Origin of the sequence: Ectobacillus ponti, from assembly GCF_024294785.1 — a bacterium.
Taxonomy (GTDB): domain Bacteria; phylum Bacillota; class Bacilli; order Bacillales; family Bacillaceae_G; genus Ectobacillus; species Ectobacillus ponti.
Map to the genome: position 1 here is coordinate 26,664 of NZ_JANCLT010000006.1, position 20,677 is coordinate 47,340.

Here is a 20,677-nt window from a genome sequence, read left to right on the forward strand (position 1 = left end):
TAATTTTAGTATACATGCAAAAGAGTTGGTATAGTTAAGAAAAATGTAAGAGCTGCATAATAGCTTCGCTAGCACCTTTGTTTATTCTAGGCTGTTTTCGTAGAGGCTGCTGCTTTTGGCACCCGCAGGTATTTTCCAATTTTATCAATTGGTATTTTTATTCCATATTTACATATGTATGCTTTACAATTAAGAGGTAAGAAGGAAAGAGGATGGTGCAGGATGGATGTAACCATGAAAAAAATTATTGAGGCAAGCTATTTGACTGCCGATTCTGCAGCACATTATCGGACGATACTGCGATACTTCTATCAGCAGCATGAGAGAATGCGTGATTATATTGCGCCGGAGGAAATTCTGGAGCACATGCGTTCCATCTCAACCTTTGCCGATTATGAAGAAGCGCAGCTGCATCAGCAGCTGGCCCAGCTGGTGAAGTGGAACAATCTCACGGCCCGGCAGGATATGACGAATGCGAAAAGCATTGAAGAATATAAGAAAAAAAGATTTCGGTATCAATGTACGCCGTACACTGTTGAAATTGAAAGAATGCTGATTCAGCTGGAGCGGATGAGCGACAACTTCCAGGGTTCATTGGAGCGGTCGCAATTTGAGCGTTTGCTTCAGGCGCTCACTGCCTTGCAGGGGGAGCTGCAGGGGGAATTGTCCCGGCCGGCTGAAGAGTATAAGCGGATGTGGGAGGACGTATTCCGCTATTTTCAGTCCATTCGGACAAGCACGGCTGACTATATTGCCTACATCAACAGTGAACGTACGGACCAGCGCATGCAAACAGAGGCGTTTCTTGTATACAAAAGCCGTTTTACGGCATATTTGCGGGATTTCATTGTGTCTTTGCAGAAAACAGCCCTGCAAATTCAGCAGGTTCTGCAGGACGTGTCGTCTGTCCAACTAGGCAGCTATTTTCAAAAGCTGCTAGAGCATGAGGAGTCCATTCCCCGGCTGGAGGATGCTCCTTTTCCAAAGGAACAGTTGCTTTCGGAGTATGACGGGTACTGGTCTTCTCTTCGGGGCTGGTTCCTTGGCTTTGCCGGCCAGCAGAGTGAGCTTGATATTTTGCAGCGGCAAACGAATGAAGTTATCCGCCGCATGACCAGATATGTACAGCGAGTCGGGGAACGGCATCAGCATTTTCGCAGCCGGAAAAAAGACTACTTGCATTTAGCAAAATGGTTTGCAGAAAGCGAAAGCATGGAGGAAGCGCACCAAATTTCTTCTATTGTATTTGGACTGACAACCGTGCGGCATTTGCATGTAGAGCAGGGAACGACAGACAACCTTCATGCGGACCCATGGGAGGAGAAGCCGTCGCTCTTGACGATTAAACCGAGAACGGTACACTACCGGGAAAAGACAAAGCCGGGGGCCTTCAGTTTGCAGAAAGAGAAAAGGGAGCAGCAACGAAAGCAATATTTGGCGGAACGGCAGCAGGAGAAGCAGCTGATTGAGGCATATATGGACCAAGGCGTAATTCAGCTTTCTTCCTTGCCGGCAGTGGAGCCGTTTGTCCGAAAGACATTGCTCGGCTGGATCGGCAAATCCGTTACAGCCAAAGACAGCATCGTGAAGACGGACTACGGCTTTCTTGTCAAAGTCATGCTGGATCCGGAAAAGAGTATAACGCTGAAGGCGGAAGATGGAGATTTGGTTATGCCGGATGCGGTGTTTGAATTTGCTGAAGTGAGGTGAGGGTGTTGGAAGCAGGGCAGTTGTTTGATGAAAAAGCAAAGCAGGGCTTGGAGCTGTTGCTGCATCACTATTGGATTCTAAGAGCAAAGCAGCCGGAATGGTATCAGCTCATCCGTGAACGGGAGAAGGTGCTGCGCAGGTATATCAGTGATAAGTTTGGCCTGCGCCTCATTGTGCATCAGTATTTTATTAAGCTGGAGAAAATTCCGGTCGAGCCGGAGGGCTGGATGGGAATTCAAGATTTTCAGGAGCAGATGGACTATGCTATTTTCTGCTGCGCCTTGTCCTTTTTGGAAGGGAAAGCGGTGGAGGAGCAGTTCTTGCTTTCTGAGCTGTGCCAGGATTTGCAGGGAGATTATCCGGGAGAGCTTCCGCTTGATTGGACGCTGTATACGCATCGAAAGTCGCTGATCCGCGTCATGAAGGTTTTGCTGGATTTTCAGCTTATCCGGGTGGTTGATGGCGATATCGCCCGGTTTGACCATAATGAGGAGCAGGAGGTGCTGTACGAAGCAACGGTATACAGCCGATATTTCATGAGAACCTACCCGGATGACTTTTCCGCCTACCGGCATTGGGAAGAGCTGCTGGAAAGTGATTGGAAGATGAATCAAGAGGATGAGCGCCGCAAGCGGGTGTACCGCAAGCTGTTTTTCTCACCGGGGCTGCAGCGCGGGGAGCAGCAGGACTTGGATTTTCACTATATCCGCAATTTCCGGAACCGGTTATCTGAAGATATTGAGGAGCATAGCGACTATACACTCCATATCTACAAAAATACGGCTTTCCTGTCTACGGCTGAACCGCGGCAATACCATAAGGTGTTTCCGACCAACCAGGCAGTATCAGATTTGATTTTGCAGCTTTCCTGGTATATGCATCAGCAGCCGGAGCGGTTTCAGCCGAATGAGTCGGGACAGGTGCTGCTGACGAAAAGCGAGTTCGAACGAATGGTGGAAGAGCTTCGCCAGCAATTTCAGCAGGGCTGGTCCAAGGCATTCCGGGAGAAGAGCGTGTCTGCCGTTTGTGCAGATATGCTGGGGGAGATGAAATACTGGATGATGGCAGAAGCCGATGAGGCATTCATTCGTATCCGGCCGCTTGCGGGCGTGCTGGCCGGCCAGTATCCAAAGGATTTTCAGGAGGGGACAGCAAATGAGTAATGGCAAATGGGTGATGAATCGGGCAGGGCTCGTGAATTTCTGGTACTATACCGAAGAAACATTTCAGTTTTCCGATGGAAAGCTGCTGCTGCGAGGAACAAACGGCTCGGGGAAATCTGTTACGATGCAGAGCTTTTTGCCGGTGCTCTTGGATGGAAAGAAATCGGCAGACCGGCTGGACCCTTTTGGCTCCAAGGCCCGTAAAATGGAGGACTATTTGCTTGGCGAGAAAGAGGTGGTGGACCGGGATGAGCGGACGGGCTACTTATTTCTGGAATATAAGCAAAAAGGCATGGACCGGTATATAACGACAGGCATCGGCATGCAGGCGCGGCGGAACAAGGGAATCAAGTCCTGGTACTTTGTCGTGACGGATAATCGCCGGATTGGCGGGGAGCTGCAGCTGACGCAGGAGCATTTGGGAGACCGTGTTCCGCTGTCCCAAAAGGAATTGGAGAACCGGATCGGCGCCGGCGGCTATGTTGTGGACTCACAGCAGGAATATATGGAGCTGGTGAACAAGTACGTGTTTGGCTTCTCGTCTTCGGAAGCATATGAGGATCTCATCAAGCTGTTGATTCAGCTGCGGAGCCCCAAGCTTTCCAAGGACTTCAAGCCGACCGTTATTTATGAAATTTTGGAGTCCGCGCTGCCGCCCTTAACTGACGATGAACTGCGGCATTTATCGGACACGATTGAAAGCTTGGATCAGACGCAGCAGCAGATGGAGCAATTGGAGCGTGAGTATAGCTCCATTCAAAGGCTGGTCAAGCAGTATGACGCGTACAACCAGTATGTGCTGGCTGAACGTGCTGATGGCTGGCAAAAGGCAATTGAGAAATACAATGCAGCAGTGGAGCAGGCGGGCAGGCGGCAGCAGCAAGAGCGGGAACTGGCTGCCGCCATTGCCCGGCTGGAAATCGAAAAGCAAAGCTGCTTGGCGGAGAAAGTGCTGGCTGAGGAGCAGAAGGAACGATTACAAAAGCACGAGGTATGGGATTTAGAAGGAGAGCGGAAGAAGAAGGAGGAACGCCTTCAGGAGCTGGCAAGGCAGGTCCAATCCATCCAAAGCAAATGGGATAAAAAGCATGGGCAGTATAAGGAGGCCCTGCAAAAGCAGCAGAAGGCGGAGGAGCAGCTGACAGAGGCCGAGCGGAAGCAGGAGGAGCTGCTTGACGAGCTTGCTTACAGGGCGGAGGAAGCTGACTTTTCCCAGCATGAGGTGAATTTGGCCGATTTCACCCGCCAAGGAAAGCAAGTTTTCCATTTCTCGGTGTGGCAGAAGGAAGCGAGGGAGCATGAGCAGCGGCTGGCTGTCCTGAGGCAGCTGATTGAGCAGCGGGGGCGGGCACAGGCGGAGTATAGCAGAGTGCAAGCTGATGTATCTGGAAAGAAGGGAGAGGTGGATAAGCTGAAGCAGGAGCTGCAGCATCTGGATGGCTGGTTTACAGAGCAGCGGCAGCAGCTGGAGCAGCAGGTGTTCGCTTGGATCAAGCAGCATCCTTCTCTTTCCTTTTCCAGCACGCAGCTCCAGCATATCGCCCGTTCTCTAGAAGGATTGTATGAGGAAAACTCATATGAAGAGGTGCGGGACATTCTCGTTGGAGCGATTCAAGATTACGTACTGCGTGTAGAGGCCGAGCTGCAGGGGATAAACGGCCGGATACAGGGGAAAAAGCAGGAGCTGCAGGCGGCCGGGGAGGAGCTGCAGCATTGGAAAACACTGAAGCTGTCGAACCCGGAGCGGGCAGCGGCAACCGAAGTCTCCCGCCGGCAGCTGATGGAGAAGGGCCGAGCTTATCTGCCATTTTATGCCGCTGTCGAATTCCGTGCTCATGTGAAGGAAGAGCAGCGAAACCGATTGGAGGCAGTGCTGAAGCAAGTCGGGATTCTGGACAGTTTGCTTGTGGACCACCCCCTGGTGCCGCTGCATGACCGTCTCATCCAGCCGGATCCAGTCGCATTTGGCTATACATTAGCGGATTATTTGGAGCCGGACGTAGATGAAAATAGTACAATCCCGGCAGCGCTTGTGGATGAAGTGCTGCGCAGTGTTCCTGTGGACCAGGATGGGAGGAGCTTCCGGATTGATGCAGATGGAACATATGCGATTGGATGCATGGTTGGACATGCACCGGAGGAAGGCGCGGCAAAATATATCGGCCGCTCTTCCCGCAAGCGGCACCAGCTTGAGATGATACAAGAATGTGAGGCGCGGATGGAACGGCTGCAAGCAGACAAGCTTCTTCTGCAGCAGCAGGCAGAAGCTTGTCAGAAAGAGCTGGAACAGACGGCAGAGTGGCGTAAAGCCATCCCAGGCGATAAGGATTTGCTGAGCATAGACAGGGAGATAGTGCAAACAAAGGACAGGCTGACGCAGCGGGAGGCTGATTTAGCGAAGCTGGAAGAACAGTGGAAGAGGATATATGAACAGCTGCAGAAGCTGCAGTTGGACATTCATCAGCAAGGGAGCAGCCTGGGCTTGGAATTGACAGCGGAAGTGCTCGGGCAAGCTGCTGAAGCCATGAGAGAATATCAGGATGAGTTGCATGAGCTGCAGCGGACGGTCCAGGCATATGTACATGTGCGAGAGAGAATTCAACAGCTGCGGGAAGGCACCCGGGAGCTGGAAGAAGAGCTGGACGAAATGAAGGGCGAGCAAAACAGCAGAGAAGCTGAGCTGGAAAAGGAGAAGGGCAATCTTGCCGCGATCGAGCAGCAGCTGAAGCTAAAAGGCGTTGAGGAAATCCGGCTGCAAATTCGGGAGGTGCAGAATAGACTGCAGCAGGCTGCCTCCAGAATTGATGAGATTACCGGAGAGCTGCCGCAAAAGAAAGCAGATCATCGGACATGTCAGGAAAAGCTGGAGAGCTTGGAGACGCAGGTTTCCTTTTGGCGGAATATGGCCGGACAGTGGGAGCAGATGGTGCAGCGGGAGGCGGCGCGCGGGTTCGTTGCAGTGGGGGAGCTGAATCCTGATATGGTCACTGCCCAGTTTGGCGGCATGCTTACAAAACATGACCGCTCCAAGCTGCAGGAGCAGCTGACCAAGACCTTCTTACAAGAGCAGCCTTCCTTGACGGAGTATCGGATGTTTGAACACTCGGAAGACTTCGAGCAGCCGGATTGGTTTTCGCAGGAATGGGATGAGGCATTGCGGCCTTTTATCAGCGAATGGAAGCAGTTCAGAAGCCGCAGACTCATTCAAATGGAATACAAGGGACAGCGTGTCACGCCTTACCTTGTGGCGAAATCGCTGCAGCAGGAGCTGGAGGAGCAGAAAAGCTGGTTTGATGAGCAGGACCGGCAGTTGTATGAGGATATCATGGTCAATACGGTCGGGGTCATCCTGCGCCGCCGGATTCAGCGTGCTGAAAAGTGGGTGCGGGATATGGACAAAATTATGGCGAGCCGGAACAGCTCGTCCGGGCTGACCTTCTCGATTGCATGGAAGCCGCGGACCGCTGAGGCGGAGCAGGAACTCGACACAAAAGAGCTTGTACAGCTTTTGCAGCGCAACAGCAAATTCCTGCAGGAGGAGGACTTAAACCGCATTACCAAGCACTTTCAGTCGAGAATTACCAAGGCAAAGGAATTCATTCAGCTGCGCAATGAAGGGACCACGCTGCATCAAGTGTTGAAGGAAGTGCTGGACTACCGCAAATGGTTCTCCTTTGTTTTATCCTACAAGCGGGTGAACGAACCGAAGCGGGAGTTGACCAACAATGCCTTCTTCAAGTTCAGCGGCGGGGAGAAGGCGATGGCGATGTATATTCCATTGTTCACGGCGGCCTATTCCCGTTATCAGGAAGCGGCAGATATGGCGCCGTACATCATCACCTTGGATGAGGCCTTTGCAGGAGTAGATGAAAACAACATCCGGGATATGTTTGAGGTCGTGGAGGAGCTGCAATTTGACTATATGATGAACTCACAGGCGTTATGGGGCGATTACGATACCATTTCCAGCTTGGCCATTTATGAATTGGTCCGGCCGAAGAATGCCGACTTTGTCACCGTCATCCCGTACTATTGGAACGGGAAACGGCGGGGCTTTGTGGCGGACATGGCGCAAATGGAGGAGCTGGCTGCCCATGAATGACAGACTGCGGGTGTTCCGTGATGAACCGGGCTTTATGAAGCTATTTCTGCTCTTTAAGGAAAAATACCGTTCCCTCGGCAAAATGGGGGGAACGGTCAGTCTCCGTTCTTTTACCGATTCAGAGATTGAAGCAATTGCCGGGTTTTTGGCACAATCAGCAGATATGTTGCGCCAAAAGGGAAAGGTGTCCCTTTCTGAGTTTGAGAAAGCGCTGCAGCACACCTCCTTTTCGGATTTTTCGCTTCTTCAGCTTCTGGAGGCCACCACAGGAGAGCCCATCCTGACAAAAAGTGAGCAGGAGAGGCTGTTGCAGGAGGAAGAAGAGGCATTTCTGCAACGGCTGTACGACGCATATCCAAGCGGGGCATGGTGGTGGGACAGAATCCGGGCAAAAGGAGTAGATGTCCGTTGGATTTGGTCGCTGTATCGGGAAGATGCAGCAGCCTTGTTCGATCATCTGACTGCTTGTTGTGAAGCATTCACAAAGCTCCCCGATGCAGGCAAGTATGAAAAGCTGCCTTTGTTTGCGCAAAGAACGACAGGCAATCCACATTTTTTTGATAGCGGTACAACGGCTGGAAAGCTGCTTCTTCACTCCCTGTACATAGACCAACAGCATAAGGGAACGCAGCTGGCCCGTATGCCGAGAACAGCAGAAGAAATTCATGAACTGCTGGGCTTGTACGGAATTATGAAGGATGATTTATGGAGCTTTCTTTCGTGCCGGGGATTTTTGGCAGAAAATGAACATGGTATTCATCCAGTCTGGGAAGCTGCCGTAAAAACAAATACAGTCTTGAACATCCCGATGAAGGAGCTTGTGAAGCTGGAAAGAATCAGGCCTGCACGAGGCAGCACAGTCTGGATTGTGGAAAACTCCAGCGTGTATTCTACCATTGTCGATGAAGTGCCGGATGCCCCCATTCTATGCACCCATGGCCAGTTCCGGATGGCAAGCTGGGTTATGTTGGATTTCCTTGTCCAGTCAGGATGTTCGCTGTACTACTCCGGTGATTTTGACCCGGAAGGACTTGTGATGGCGCAGCGCTTGAAGGAACGCTATGGGGAACAGGTAGCCTTCTGGCAAATGGATGCAAAGTCTTATGAAGCGGCTTTGTCAGAGGAAGATATATCCGGGAGAATCTCCAAGCTGGAGGCAATGTATGCGGCGGAACTCCAAGAGGTAGTAAGTCTTATGAGAGAAAAGAAGGTGGCCGGTTATCAAGAGGGACTTACTGCCCGTCTCTGTGAAGATATAAAGAGAAGCTGTAGAATATAGGAAGAGCCCTGTATGCCGCGCATACAGGGCTTTTCTCTTCTGTGATCGAGGGATTTACGGTATTGGCGGAAAGGTGTTTTGAACGACAGCAAGGGAATCTGCAATGAGGAAGTTTTGTTAGGACAAAATAGATGAATCAACGGAGAAGAACAGTTGATGGGAGGCTCTGCGTACGGTGTGCGCAGGGATTTTTGTTGGAACATAGTCCATTTCCTCTGTTGAATTTGCTTTTGTTTGTCCAAAATATTAGTAGAAAAAGAGGAGTGATAGATATGTCCATCAATCGGAATGATGCCTGCCCATGCGGCAGCGGCAAAAAGTATAAGAAATGCTGTATGAAGCGGAAAAATGAACAGGAGGCGGGACAAGCCAGACAGGATCATTTTTTTCGAATCAAGCATGAGCTTACCCTCCGGACGTGGGAGTTTATCTCAGGGCAATTGTCCTATCAGGACATGCTGCAGCTGCAAAAAGAGTATAAGAGAAGAAGCGGCAGAGATTCATTTGGCGAGGAGGGCATGTTTCAATTCTGGCTCACATTTTTGCACCGTTTCTCTAATGGCTTACGCGGTGTGGAGTGGTTCTCCGACAAGCAAGGTCATCGGCTGAGTCAGGAGCTTCAATCTATGCTGCAAATCTGGAAGGGGCTTATACCGCGCTTTATACAAATGATCGATTATGATGAACAGGGTGTCATTGTGGAGGATGCTGTGACAAAGGAGCGACTGTGGATGCCATATGCGCCAACAATGCCAGACCCGATTCCTTGGGGCGGAGCTCTCTGTTTGTTGGAGGAGATGGGCAGCGGCTATTATATCCATGGAATGGCCTTGATTGTCGGGCCGCAAGAGCTGGAGAAAGGAACTGTACGTTTACAGGAAGTATTGGAAGAAACAAAGCAGCCTTACGAACAGGTTATATTTACATATTACTTGGAGCTGCTGCGGGTAATGAGAAAGCCTGTCCATGGCGCGGAAAATCGCAGGATGATGGATTTAGAGGAGAAGACATTATATTACGAGGTTCCTCAGACTGACCAGGTATTCCAAGAGCTTATGAAGGATTCCGCATTCTCATTTGACCACCTATCACAGAAGGAAGCGGAAATCAGCTTTGTCGGTGATTGGACCTGCTATACGGATAATGCGCTGCCGGCTGTGCTATATATGGCACCTGTGTACGGCACCATTCATGTGATGTCCGGAGTGATGAAGTTTACGTCTGCAAATGCAGTTCATATCCAATCCTTCATACAGAAGGCAGAATCGTTGCACGCCACTCTTCATTTTTCACATGAGGAGACCCGTACACATCGCGTTCCGGAGGGTGTTATTCAGCAAACATACAGCATCCGGTCTGAGGAGGCACTTTCATCGGAAACGGCTCTCATTGCACAGGAAACGGCATCCCTGTATGACAAGAGTCTTCGACTGCCGGCTATGCAAAATCTTTCGCTGGAGGAGGCTGTGGTTCAGGGCTATCGCGAGCAGGTGGAGACATGGCTGCGCCAAAGAGAATTTAGTAGCTATCGGCTGCGTGATGCTGTCTCTGCGGTTACCGCCGACTATAATACGGTTCGAAAACAGCTGGGGCTGCCTCTTTCTCCATTTGTTACTTTGCGGGAGAAGAGGGAGACAAAGCTGGATCCGGCAGTCAATCCCTTTGTACAGGCACCTCTTATAGAAGAGGAGGATTTCATGTTCTATGAGGGTTTGCAGCTCACAGCAGAGGCCATGCAATCCTTTTTCGTGAATGATGTAATTGAGTTTTTTAAACAAAAGATATCCGGTAAATCAGAGGGAACCTATTATAAATATCGAACCGGGCTTACCATTCTGGCGGACTATCTCACAACCTTGCAGGCATCTTCCTGGGAGGAGGTAACGGTGTATCATTGGGAGAGGTTTTTGTCTGTCTATTATTTTGAAACGAGAGACGATGTGAGTCTGAACCAGCTCAAAGCCGTATTGGCTGTCCTAAGGGCGCTGGTGAAATGGCTGGATCGGCAATGTGGGACTAAGACTGCCCCGGCAGTGATAACGCTTATACAAGAAACAGAGCCCAAGTTGCGGCGGGCAATTGCCCTTTGGGATTATTACACACCAGCTGACCAAAGGAGGTATATGCCGTCCCTCCTGCAAACGGGCTTAGCGATGCTGCCCCATATTGGGGAACGGCATGAAGGAGTAATAGAAGGCTTATTTCGGGTTGATAAGCTTACAGGAACAGGTATGATAGTAGAGCATACTCAGCAGCATCAAGTATATGAGGTGGCCATTCCGATACCAGCAAGAAAGCTTTTGGAAAAGAACATGTGCTTTTCAGCGTTTATTTTAAAACCAGCTGATAAGATGCAATGGAAAATTGCAGCAATGGAACGTGTGTTTCCAGCAAGCCATGTCGTGTAAGAGCGGATTGTTTTGGACATTGGAACAGCTGACGGGACTTTGCATAAGCAGGACTTTTTTAATTGTGGGCTTGTTATCAGCGCAGGCAGCCCTGATCAAAATTATGATGAGCTATTGATAGTATGTGTTACGTATATCACTAGTTTTCGGAGGGGATTTTGGTAGGATGGAAGGGTAAATATGAAGGAATGGGGTTGTTCAGAATGAAGGTTCCTCAGTTGAAAATCGGGCATATGATGCCAAAGGTTCCCATTATGCAAGGCGGGATGGGAGTTGGAATTTCTCTTAGCGGGCTGGCTTCTGCAGTTGCGAATGCAGGGGGAATTGGAATCATCTCGGGGACTGGCATCTCTATAGATGAATTGCGGTTACATATTCGAAAGGCAAGAGAGTCTATGCAAGGAGAAGGCTATATCGGCGTAAATGTGTTGTTTGCCATGAATGATTTTGCCCAGAAGATGAAAGCAGCCATTGAGGAAAAGGTGGACTTCATCATCTCAGGAGCAGGAATCTCCAGAGATATGTATGCATGGAGGAAAGCAGCCTCTATTCCTGTTATCTCCATCGTCTCTTCTGCAAAATTGGCCAGATTGTCCGAGCGGCTTGGGGCAGCGGCTGTTGTGGTGGAAGGTCATGAAGCGGGCGGCCATCTCGGTACCGACCGTCCATTGTTTGATATTTTACCGGAAGTAGTTGAAGCCGTGGGTATTCCTGTTCTTGCTGCTGGTGGAATTATGAATGGCAAGGATCTGGCCCGTGCAATTGAAATGGGGGCAGCTGGTGTGCAAATGGGAACAAGATTTGTCGCAAGCGAAGAATGCGATGCCCCATTATCGTTCAAGGAGAAGTACGTTCAGGCAAAAGAAGAAGATACAATGCTCGTCAAAACTACAGTAGGGTTGCAGGGCCGTGCCATTAAAAATGCCTTCAGTGAACTCATCGCCGACCAAGAAAGAAAGGTCAAAATTAGGAAATGCCAGGATTGTTTGAAGAATTGCTCGTACCGCTTCTGTACATTGGATTCTTTAGTCACCTCGATGAATGGGGATTGTGAAAATGGTCTCGTCTTCGCCGGCGCCCGTGTTCATGAAATAAAGGAAATTCTCCCGGTAAAAACCATTATGAACTCCATCATGGATGAGTTTCGTGAAGTATGGGAGCAGTCCCCCGGCGCGCTAACGTGTTAATTGAATGGGGAATTCCGTAGATATCAAGTTAGCGAGAGAAAAAATAACTGGAGCAGGAGCTCTATGCCAGTCTGGCGTAGAGCTCCTTTTTATTTGTTCAAGCTGGTACACAGGAGAGTGTTTGAGAAATTCACAAATATGCCTGTCTTGCTTTTACGTCTCCGGGCCAAAACAAACAAAATCTGAGTTGACAAAATTTACAACAGTGCTATACTGAACTCATAAGGTAACTTAGTAGACAAGTAGACAACGAGATGATGCGTGATTCTCAGGCAAGAGCAGCAAGTCATAATTCAGTGAGGTGAATGGCATGAACGCCGTCAGTATTGAAAACCTGAAGCAAAAAGCAATTGAGCTTAGAAAAGCAGCCATTACGATGATCTATGAAGCGCAGTCCGGGCATCCAGGCGGATCTTTATCTGCAGCTGATGTAGTATCGGCTCTTTATTTCAACGAAATGAATATTGATCCAGAGTATCCGCAGTGGGAGGACCGCGACCGTTTTGTTTTATCAAAAGGGCATGTATGTCCAATCCAGTATGCCGCATTGGCTCTGCGCGGCTATGTACCGTACGATACCATTTATACACTGAGACAATACGGTTCGCCGTTCCAAGGGCATCCCGATATGAAAAGATGCCCTGGAATTGATATTTCCACTGGTTCTCTCGGTCAGGGACTTTCCTGTGCAGTGGGCATGGCGCTGGGGGGCAAGCGGGATGAGAAAGAGTACCGTGTCTTCGCAATGGTTGGAGACGGCGAATGCCAAGAGGGCCAAATTTGGGAAGCTGCGCAAAGCGCAGTGAAGTACCAGTTGGACAATCTCATTGTGTTTGTGGACGACAATGGTCTGCAAATTGACGGCACGACAGAAGAAGTTATGCCAAACCTTGATTTGGAAAAGAAGTTTGCCGCCTTTGGTTTCGATACAAAGCGAATTGACGGCCATTCTATGGAAGAAATTGTGGAAGCCCTGGACTACGCCCGTGAAGCAAGAAACGGAAAGCCAAAATGCATTGTGTGCAATACGGTGAAGGGCAAGGGAGTTTCTTTCATGGAGGATGTAGTGAACTGGCATGGCGTGGCGCCTAACCAACAAGAGTATCTTCAAGCATTGGAAGAGATTTCTGGGGGGCTGCGATAATGAGTACAGCAGGAAGCGTTTTAACGAAAAAAGCAACACGGGAAGCTTTTGGCGATGAAATTGTTGAGCTTGGCAGAGAGAACAAAAACATCTATGTAGTGGATATTGATATCGGCAAATCATGCAAAACAACAGCATTTTCCCAACAGTTTCCGAATCAGCATGTGAACGTGGGGATTGCTGAGCAAAATGCAGCCGGCCTGGCAGCAGGCTTGGCGACAACAGGCAAAATTCCTTTTGTAAGCACTTACGCTGTATTTGGTTCTCTGCGGATGGCAGAGCAAATCAGACAGGAAGTCTGTTATCCGAATTTGAATGTGAAAATTGCCTGCTCGCACGGGGGATTGACTCCGGCCAATGATGGGGCGAGCCATCAGAGCATTGAAGATATGGGTGTACTCAGAACCATTCCGAACATGACAGTCATTATGGGAGCGGACTATTACTCTACCAGAAAGCTGGTAAAGCAGGCGGCAGAAATGTACGGCCCGGTATACCTGCGCTTTACGAGAGATACCGTTCCAATGATTTATGATGAACATGAGGAGTTTATCATCGGTAAAGCGAAAAAGGTGAAAGAGGGCACAGATATTGCCATCATTGCAAATGGGGATACTGTGTATCTGGCACTGGAAGCAGCCAAACAGCTGGAGGCAGCAGGAGTTTCTGTGAAGCTGCTGGATATGCATACTATTAAACCTTTAGACCGGGAAGCTGTAGTGGAATGCCTGCATGTTGGGAAGATCATCACGGTTGAAGACCACAATATTCTGAACGGCCTCGGCAGCGCTGTATGTGAAGTAGTGGCGGAGGAAGGAAAAGGCGTTGTGAGAAGAATTGGTGTACAGGATCAATTCGGCCAGTCGGCACCGTACGAAAAGCTATTGGAGCTGAATGGCATCACTATTGAAAATATCGTAGCAACCGCAAAGGATCTATTAAAATAATAGAAGCAGGGGAGACGACATCGCATGTTTAGATTAGACGGCAGAGTAGCCATTGTCACTGGCAGCGGCTCTATAAGAGGAATTGGACGCACCATTGCACTGACACTGGCAGAGCAGGGCGCAAAGGTTGTTGTTGCTGACTTGAATATAGAGGGCATTCAGGATACAGTGAATGCAATTCAGGAAGCTGGCGGCGAAGCTTTGGGTGTAGAGTTGAATGTTACAAGCAAAGAGTCCAATGAGGCAATGGTTGAGAAGGTCCTGCAGGCATATGGAAGAATTGATATTCTTGTCAACAACGCCGGCATCTCACAGAAAGTAACAGTTGCCGACATGTCATTGGAGGATATTACAAGGGTGTTCAATGTGAACATGTTTGGACTGTTCCTGTGCACGCAGGCTGTTTTGCAGCCAATGAAGGAGCAAAAGTACGGCAGAATCATCAATCTCTCCTCTGTTTCAGCCAAGCGTGGCGGAGGCGTGTTTGGGGGACCTCATTACTCTGCCTCCAAAGCAGCTGTACTAGGCTTTGCCAAAAACCTTGCCCGTGAGGTTGCCCTTGATGGCATCACGGTAAACAGTGTTGCGCCAGGTCTTGTCAATACAGATATCTGGAAGTCGCTTCCTGAGGAGCAGGCACAAAGTGTCATTGCGGGAATTCCTATGGGGCGTCCTGGGGAAACAAAGGAAATTACGGCGGCCATTGCCTTCTTGGCTTCCGAAGAAGCATCCTACATCACAGGGGAAGAAATCGATATTAACGGTGGTTCCCATATGGACTAATGTCCCCCACAGGCATACTATTCCAGTATGCCTGTGTCTGCTGTATGGCGGACCTGCAATCATATTGCCCTTACTGGTAATTTTCTTTATAATTACATCAGATATAGCGAACACAATATAGAGAGAAGTGGTTATTATTAGTTTCAATCCGGTTTCCAGCAAAAAGTTGTATATGCAAATTTATAATCAGATTCTTTCAGAAATCCAGTCAGGCACCTTTCAAATTGGCGACAAGCTTCCGGCTGAGCGGGAGCTGTGCGAACAGTTTGGCGTAAGCCGGGCGCCAATTCGGCAGGCGTTGAGCGCGCTGGAGCTGAACGGTATTATTTACTCCCGCCAAGGCGAAGGAATATACGTAAAAAGCAATCGAGTAGCAGTAAATGATCCCCAAGCATCCATTTTCTCCCACTCTGTGTCTCCAGAAGAGATTGTAGAAGCCAGAATGAATATTGAGCCCTTAATCGTGAGGTTTGCGGCACAGAGAGCTACTGACGAGGATATAGAGGAGCTCCGCGCAACCATTAAGCAGATGGAAGAAGAAACAAGTGCCGGCGTCTATGTGCCGGAAACGGACGAAAGGCTGCACTATGGCATAGCCAAGGCTTCTCATAATGAACTGTTTGTAAGCATCATGGCGGCAATCGCCAACGCGATGAAGCAGCAGGAAATGTGGAAGTTTATCCGGGATCGGACGGTTACAAGACCGGACTATCGGGAAGTTAATTTCCGGGAGCATCAATTGCTGATTGCAGCTATTGAAAGGCACAATGAGAAGGAAGCTGTCGATATTATGACCAAACACATGCAGAATCTGTATGACCGGTACTGGAAGGATTAAATGAGAACAAGCAGCTTTGATATCTCAAGATAGATGAAATAGTATACTGAATATTGCTTTATTCATTGTATTTCCCCGTCTAAAGAGAGAGGGGAATTTTTTTTATTTTCAAGAAGGGAGCTTCTTAAGATAGAAAGGCTGAAGCTCTTTTGTGAACCCCTGTTATATACGCTTAACCCAGTATAAATATTTAGAATTATTAAAACGAACTGCATTGACAAGCAATATTAACAAATATATACTGAATACATAAGGTAACTTAGTAGACAAGTAGTCAAGTTTAGGCGGGAGGGAGATACGCATTACTTTCAGGGGGGAAAGGTGTTTAAATTACTGTAAGGGTTTTCAATAAATTCTCTATATGTCACATGCCATGCAGAGATATGAAAGCAGTTGCAAGGTCTAAAGGAAGAAAGATATAAAGGTCTAAGGAGGAGTTATTTTGGATCAACTGGCATTGGAGCAATCCGCTACGAGAAAAGTTACTATGAGACTTATTCCGTTCTTATTTTTATGTTTTATTATCGCAATCCTAGACAGAGTAAACATCGGCTTTGCCGCTTTACAAATGAATAAAGATTTGGGTTTCTCTAATGCTGTTTTCGGCTTTGGAGCAGGTATTTTCTTCCTTGGCTATTTCCTGCTGGAGGTGCCGGGAAGCGCTATCATGACCAAGATTGGCGCAAGAAAGTGGATCAGCCGAATCATGGTTACATGGGCAGCCATCGCAATTTTTATGGCATTTGTTAAAACACCCGGCCAGTTTTATACAGCACGATTCTTGTTGGGTATGGCTGAAGCGAGCTTCTATCCATGTATGGTTCATTACCTGAGCGGATTCTATCAATCCAAGCATCACGCAAAAGCAATCGCCGGCTTTATGCTGGCAATCCCGGGTGCCAACGCTTTGGGTTCTCCGCTCTCTACCTTCCTGTTGGGAATCAACTGGATGGGATTGGCCGGATGGCAATGGTTGTTCGTGATTGAAGCAGTGCCTGCTCTTGTCCTGGGCGTTATCTGTTATTTCTATCTTGATGATACGATTGAAGATGCAAAGTGGCTGAACAGTGACGAGAAGAAGTGGCTGATTGATGTAACAACAAAAGAAAGCCTGGAGAAGCAAAAGGTTAAGCATTATACCTTCCTCCAAGCTTTGAAGGACCGGGATGTGCTCATTCTGTCCGCCGGGTACTTCTGTTGGTTGATTGGCTATTACGGAATCAACATGTTCCTTCCGACAATTTCCAAGGGCTTGGCTGATAAGACATCCCTTACGATGCAGAATATGGGCTGGGTATTGGGCCTCATGTATGTGTGTGCGATGGTTACCATGTTCCTTGTTGGAAACCATTCTGATAAGAAGAATGAGAGACGCTGGCACGTAGCGGTATGTCTGGTAGTAAGTGCAATTGCCATGATCTCCAGCACCTACGTAGCAAGCTCCAACATCGTTCTGGCATTTGTACTTCTAACAATTGCATTGTGCGGAGCATTTGGCGCCTACTCCCCGTTCTGGGCCATCCCGCCGTCCTTCCTGACAGGCGCGGCAGCGGGCGGAGCGATTGCACTCATTAACAGTATCGGTAACTTGGGCGGATTCTTTGGTCCTTACATCGTAGGCTACATAAAGGATGTAACGGGTTCCTTTAATGCAAGCATGATTTTCCTTGGCATTAGTATGATTGTTGGCTCCCTCATCATTGTATTTTTGGTGAAGCAGTCTGGTAAAGCAGTCAATCGCCAAGCGGAGGACAAGCTGCAAAAGTCCAGCTGAACATAATATGTTCCAAAAGGAGATTCCAGTGGCCGTATTCATCAGGCACCTGGAATCTCTTCCGTAGGATAAACCATTTCATGAAGTGGGAGGTGTAAGGCGTATGAGTAGACTGGGGATTTTAACAAGCGGCGGAGATGCACCGGGTATGAATGCTGCCATTCGAGCTGCGGTAAAAGCTGCGAACCATCATGGATTAGATGTGACAGGGATTCAGCGCGGTTACCAAGGCTTAATGGAAGGAGATGTCCGCCAGTTGCAGTTTGCTGATGTAGCGGATTTTGCAGATAAAGGTGGAACAATCCTAAAGACATCCCGTTCTCTGGAGTTTATGGAAGAGGCAGGACGCAGCAAGGCATTGCGTACACTGGAGCGCCTCGAAATCAATCGTCTGGTTGTAATTGGCGGGGAAGGCTCCTTTAAAGGAGCAGAGAAGCTGCATGAATCCGGTATACAGGTAATTGGCATTCCAGGAACGATTGACAACGACTTAGCCTACACAGATTACTCCATCGGGTTTGATACAACGCTGAATACTGTGCTGGAATGCATTGGACGGATCAAAGACACAGACTCTTCTCATGACAAAACAACCATCATTGAGGTTATGGGAAGGTACTGCGGTGATGTTGCCCTGTATTCTGCTTTAGCCGGCGGAGGAGAGATTATATCCACTCCTGAACAGAAGCTTGGATTTGCTGAAATCTGTTCACAATTGCAGGAGAGAATCGTTGCCGGAAAGCATGACAATCTCATTATTGTAACCGAGAGAATGTACAGTCTGCCAGAGCTGCAGCAATATATTGAAGAAGAGTTGCATGTAAGCGTCAGAACAACCGTACTGGGCTTTATCCAAAGAGGGGGAAATCCATCGGCATTTGACCGGGTGCTTGCAGGCAGGATGGGTGTCAAGGCGGTAGAACTGCTGTTAGAGGGTGTCTCAGGACAGGCCGTTGGAATGAAGGAGAATAAGTTGATTCATAAGGCATTCCGGGATATTCATGCTGAAACGGCGGATAAGCAAGAGCAATATCAGCTGTTGGCTACCCTCCTATAGGGAGATTTCTAAAGGGAAGAGAATGGAGGATGAGGAATGCAGGTAAAGCAGGGGATTATTATTTGCCAGGCATGTGAAGAGGTGATTGCCGAGGTCGACGGCGCGGAGGCAGTGAAAACATGGTATGGGGTATGTGCGGGCTGTTCGGGGAAAAAGCGGATGAGTGAAGGGGAGAGATAGGATGAAGGTCGTAATCGCATCTGACCATGGCGGAGTAGGAATCCGCAGAGAGATTATATCGTTGCTGGAGGAATTACATATTACATACTTGGACCTTGGCTGTGACTGCAGTGGTTCCGTTGACTATCCGGACTATGCGATTCCAGCGGCGGAAAAGGTGGCGCGCGGTGAAGTCGATTGTGGTATCCTAATCTGCGGAACGGGCATTGGCATGAGTATCGCAGCCAATAAAGTAAGAGGTGTCCGCTGCGCGCTGGTGCACGATACATTCAGCGCTAAGGCAACACGAGAGCATAATAATACAAATATGCTTGCGATGGGCGAGCGTGTCATCGGGCCGGGTTTGGCCTGTGAGATTGTAAAGGTATGGCTGGAAACGCCTTTTGCAGGCGGCAGACATGAGCAACGCGTGAGCAAAATTATGGAATACGAGGGGAATCTGGGGTTAACTGATACATTCATGATTCCGCATGAAAAATAGTAACATACCAGAAAAGCAAGGGTATGGCGGCCAAAACTGTGGCTGCCGCATCCTTGCTTTTCTTTGGGAACCTCTTCTCTTGGACAAGGCGTTTGAATTGCCATCTACATAAAATCATGCTATTTTTTAAATCCTACATCATATGAACTGAATGAAAAGGAGAAAACAACATGAGCAATAACACAACCAAGAAACAAGAAATTCTCGCCGCTTATGAATTCCGCCATGCAACAAAGGTGTTTGACCCAACAAAGAAAATCAGCGATGAGGATTTTCACTTTATTTTAGAAACAGGAAGATTATCCCCAAGCTCTGTCGGCTTTGAGCCATGGAAGTTTCTGATTGTGCAAAACCAGAGCTTGCGCGAAAAGCTGCGTGAGGTATGCTGGGGGGCGCAGGGACAATTGCCGACAGCGAGCCATTTTATGATTATCCTTGCGAAAAAGAATGCCCGCTATGACTCCGAGTATGTGTTGGACCTGCAGCGGAACGTGAAGGGGATGCCGGAAGAGACCATTCAGATGATTGAGCCGCGCTACAAGGAGTTCCAGGAGTCAGACCAGAAGCTGTTTGAAAGCGAACGCGCTTTGTTCGACTGGGCATCCAAGCAGACATACATTGCGTTAGGAAATATGATGACAGCTGCCGCCCTGATTGGCATCGACTCCTGCCCGATTGAAGGCTTCCCTTATGATAAGGTACAAGCTATTCTGGAGGAAGAAGGCTTGCTTGACAGCAAGGAGTGGGGCTTATCTGTGATGGCGGCGTTCGGTTACCGGGCACAGGATCCGGCCCGCGCAAAAACAAGACAGTCACTGGAGCAGATTGTGCAGTGGATCAACTAAAGGACAATAACCGTCTGCGTGCAGCAGGCGGTTGTTCTTTAGTGGCTGAAAAATGGACGGGTATACTGCACAGGCAGTTATTTTTGTTGACAGTGCTCCTCATGACATGGTACATTTATCTCGAATTAAAGATAATTAATTTCGAGATAATTACTTTCGAGGCTGTATGCTTTGAAAATAAAATAAAAATATTGGGGGAATTTTAACATGGCAAAGTGGACAGTTGACCAAGCGCACTCCAGCGTTGGCTTTGAAGTAAAGCATATGATGGTATCCAAGGTGAGAGGACAATTCACTTCTTACACTGCTGACGTAGAAGCGGCAGACCTGACAGACCTGACAACAGCAAGCATCTCCTTCAAGTTTGATGTGGCAAGCATCAACACAAGCAGTGCAGACCGTGACGGACACTTGAAATCTGCAGACTTCTTCGATGCAGAGCAATATCCAGCGATCACGTTCCAATCCACAAGCATCACAAGAGACGGCGACGATTACGAAGTGACGGGCGACCTGACAATCAAGGATGTAACAAAGCCGGTAACATTCGCTGTTGAATTTGGCGGCAAAGGCACGAACCCATGGGGCGTGGAAGTATACGGCTTTGAAGCAGAAGCGAAAATCAACCGTGAAGAGTTCGGCCTGACTTGGAATGCAGCTTTGGAAACAGGCGGCGTACTCGTTGGCAAAGACGTTAAAATCAAAGTAGAGCTGGAAGTCAATCCGCAAGCGTAAGCTTTATCATATGATTTGAATTAAAATATGTTGAATCCATCCTG

General features: G+C 48.6%; 16 protein-coding genes. All 16 read left to right on the forward strand.

What is annotated here, in order from left to right:
• The first annotated feature begins 222 nt into the window (after positions 1-222).
• The 16 genes from NK662_RS12540 (at position 223) to NK662_RS12615 (ending at position 20,633) form a co-directional block, all read left to right on the forward strand.
• Positions 223-1,710, forward strand: coding sequence for a TIGR02677 family protein (locus tag NK662_RS12540; RefSeq protein WP_254759277.1), 1,488 nt, complete (start codon positions 223-225; stop codon positions 1,708-1,710).
• Between the two features lie 5 nt (positions 1,711-1,715).
• Entirely contained in the window at positions 1,716-2,873 is a 1,158-nt protein-coding gene (locus tag NK662_RS12545) for a TIGR02678 family protein (RefSeq protein ID WP_254759278.1), read from the forward strand.
• Positions 2,866-6,975, forward strand: coding sequence for a TIGR02680 family protein (locus NK662_RS12550; protein WP_254759279.1), 4,110 nt, complete (start codon positions 2,866-2,868; stop codon positions 6,973-6,975). Before NK662_RS12545 ends, NK662_RS12550 begins: the two co-directional genes overlap by 8 nt.
• Positions 6,968-8,254 carry a TIGR02679 family protein gene (locus NK662_RS12555; protein ID WP_254759280.1) on the forward strand — a complete coding sequence of 429 codons (1,287 nt, stop codon included), beginning with the start codon at positions 6,968-6,970 and terminating at the stop codon, positions 8,252-8,254. The genes NK662_RS12550 and NK662_RS12555 overlap by 8 nt, the downstream gene beginning before the upstream one ends.
• 272 nt (positions 8,255-8,526) lie before the next feature.
• A complete protein-coding gene (locus NK662_RS12560; RefSeq protein ID WP_254759281.1) occupies positions 8,527-10,662 on the forward strand; it encodes an SEC-C metal-binding domain-containing protein in 2,136 nt (711 codons plus the stop codon).
• Positions 10,663-10,865: 203 nt separating this feature from the next.
• Positions 10,866-11,849 carry an NAD(P)H-dependent flavin oxidoreductase gene (locus tag NK662_RS12565; RefSeq protein WP_254759522.1) on the forward strand — a complete coding sequence of 328 codons (984 nt, stop codon included), beginning with the start codon at positions 10,866-10,868 and terminating at the stop codon, positions 11,847-11,849.
• Positions 11,850-12,159: 310 nt separating this feature from the next.
• Entirely contained in the window at positions 12,160-12,993 is an 834-nt protein-coding gene (locus NK662_RS12570) for a transketolase (RefSeq protein ID WP_254759282.1), read from the forward strand.
• Complete coding sequence (locus NK662_RS12575) at positions 12,993-13,940, forward strand: transketolase family protein (protein WP_254759283.1); 948 nt, start codon at positions 12,993-12,995, stop codon at positions 13,938-13,940. The genes NK662_RS12570 and NK662_RS12575 overlap by 1 nt, the downstream gene beginning before the upstream one ends.
• A gap of 24 nt (positions 13,941-13,964) precedes the next feature.
• Positions 13,965-14,723 carry an SDR family NAD(P)-dependent oxidoreductase gene (locus NK662_RS12580; protein ID WP_254759284.1) on the forward strand — a complete coding sequence of 253 codons (759 nt, stop codon included), beginning with the start codon at positions 13,965-13,967 and terminating at the stop codon, positions 14,721-14,723.
• 172 nt (positions 14,724-14,895) lie between these two features.
• A complete protein-coding gene (locus NK662_RS12585; protein WP_254759285.1) occupies positions 14,896-15,561 on the forward strand; it encodes a FadR/GntR family transcriptional regulator in 666 nt (221 codons plus the stop codon).
• Positions 15,562-16,003: 442 nt separating this feature from the next.
• Entirely contained in the window at positions 16,004-17,335 is a 1,332-nt protein-coding gene (locus tag NK662_RS12590) for an MFS transporter (RefSeq protein WP_254759286.1), read from the forward strand.
• Positions 17,336-17,438: 103 nt separating this feature from the next.
• Positions 17,439-18,392 carry a 6-phosphofructokinase gene (gene pfkA, locus NK662_RS12595; RefSeq protein WP_254759287.1) on the forward strand — a complete coding sequence of 318 codons (954 nt, stop codon included), beginning with the start codon at positions 17,439-17,441 and terminating at the stop codon, positions 18,390-18,392.
• Positions 18,393-18,428: 36 nt separating this feature from the next.
• Complete coding sequence (locus tag NK662_RS12600; RefSeq protein ID WP_254759288.1) at positions 18,429-18,572, forward strand: GapA-binding peptide SR1P; 144 nt, start codon at positions 18,429-18,431, stop codon at positions 18,570-18,572.
• 1 nt (position 18,573) lies between these two features.
• Positions 18,574-19,053 carry a ribose 5-phosphate isomerase B gene (gene rpiB, locus NK662_RS12605; RefSeq protein WP_254759289.1) on the forward strand — a complete coding sequence of 160 codons (480 nt, stop codon included), beginning with the start codon at positions 18,574-18,576 and terminating at the stop codon, positions 19,051-19,053.
• A 170-nt stretch (positions 19,054-19,223) separates the two neighbouring features.
• Positions 19,224-19,898 (forward strand): NAD(P)H-dependent oxidoreductase, encoded by a 675-nt coding sequence (locus NK662_RS12610; protein WP_254759290.1) that lies wholly within the window; start codon positions 19,224-19,226, stop codon positions 19,896-19,898.
• Between the two features lie 207 nt (positions 19,899-20,105).
• Positions 20,106-20,633, forward strand: coding sequence for a YceI family protein (locus NK662_RS12615; protein WP_254759291.1), 528 nt, complete (start codon positions 20,106-20,108; stop codon positions 20,631-20,633).
• Positions 20,634-20,677: the final 44 nt, after the last annotated feature.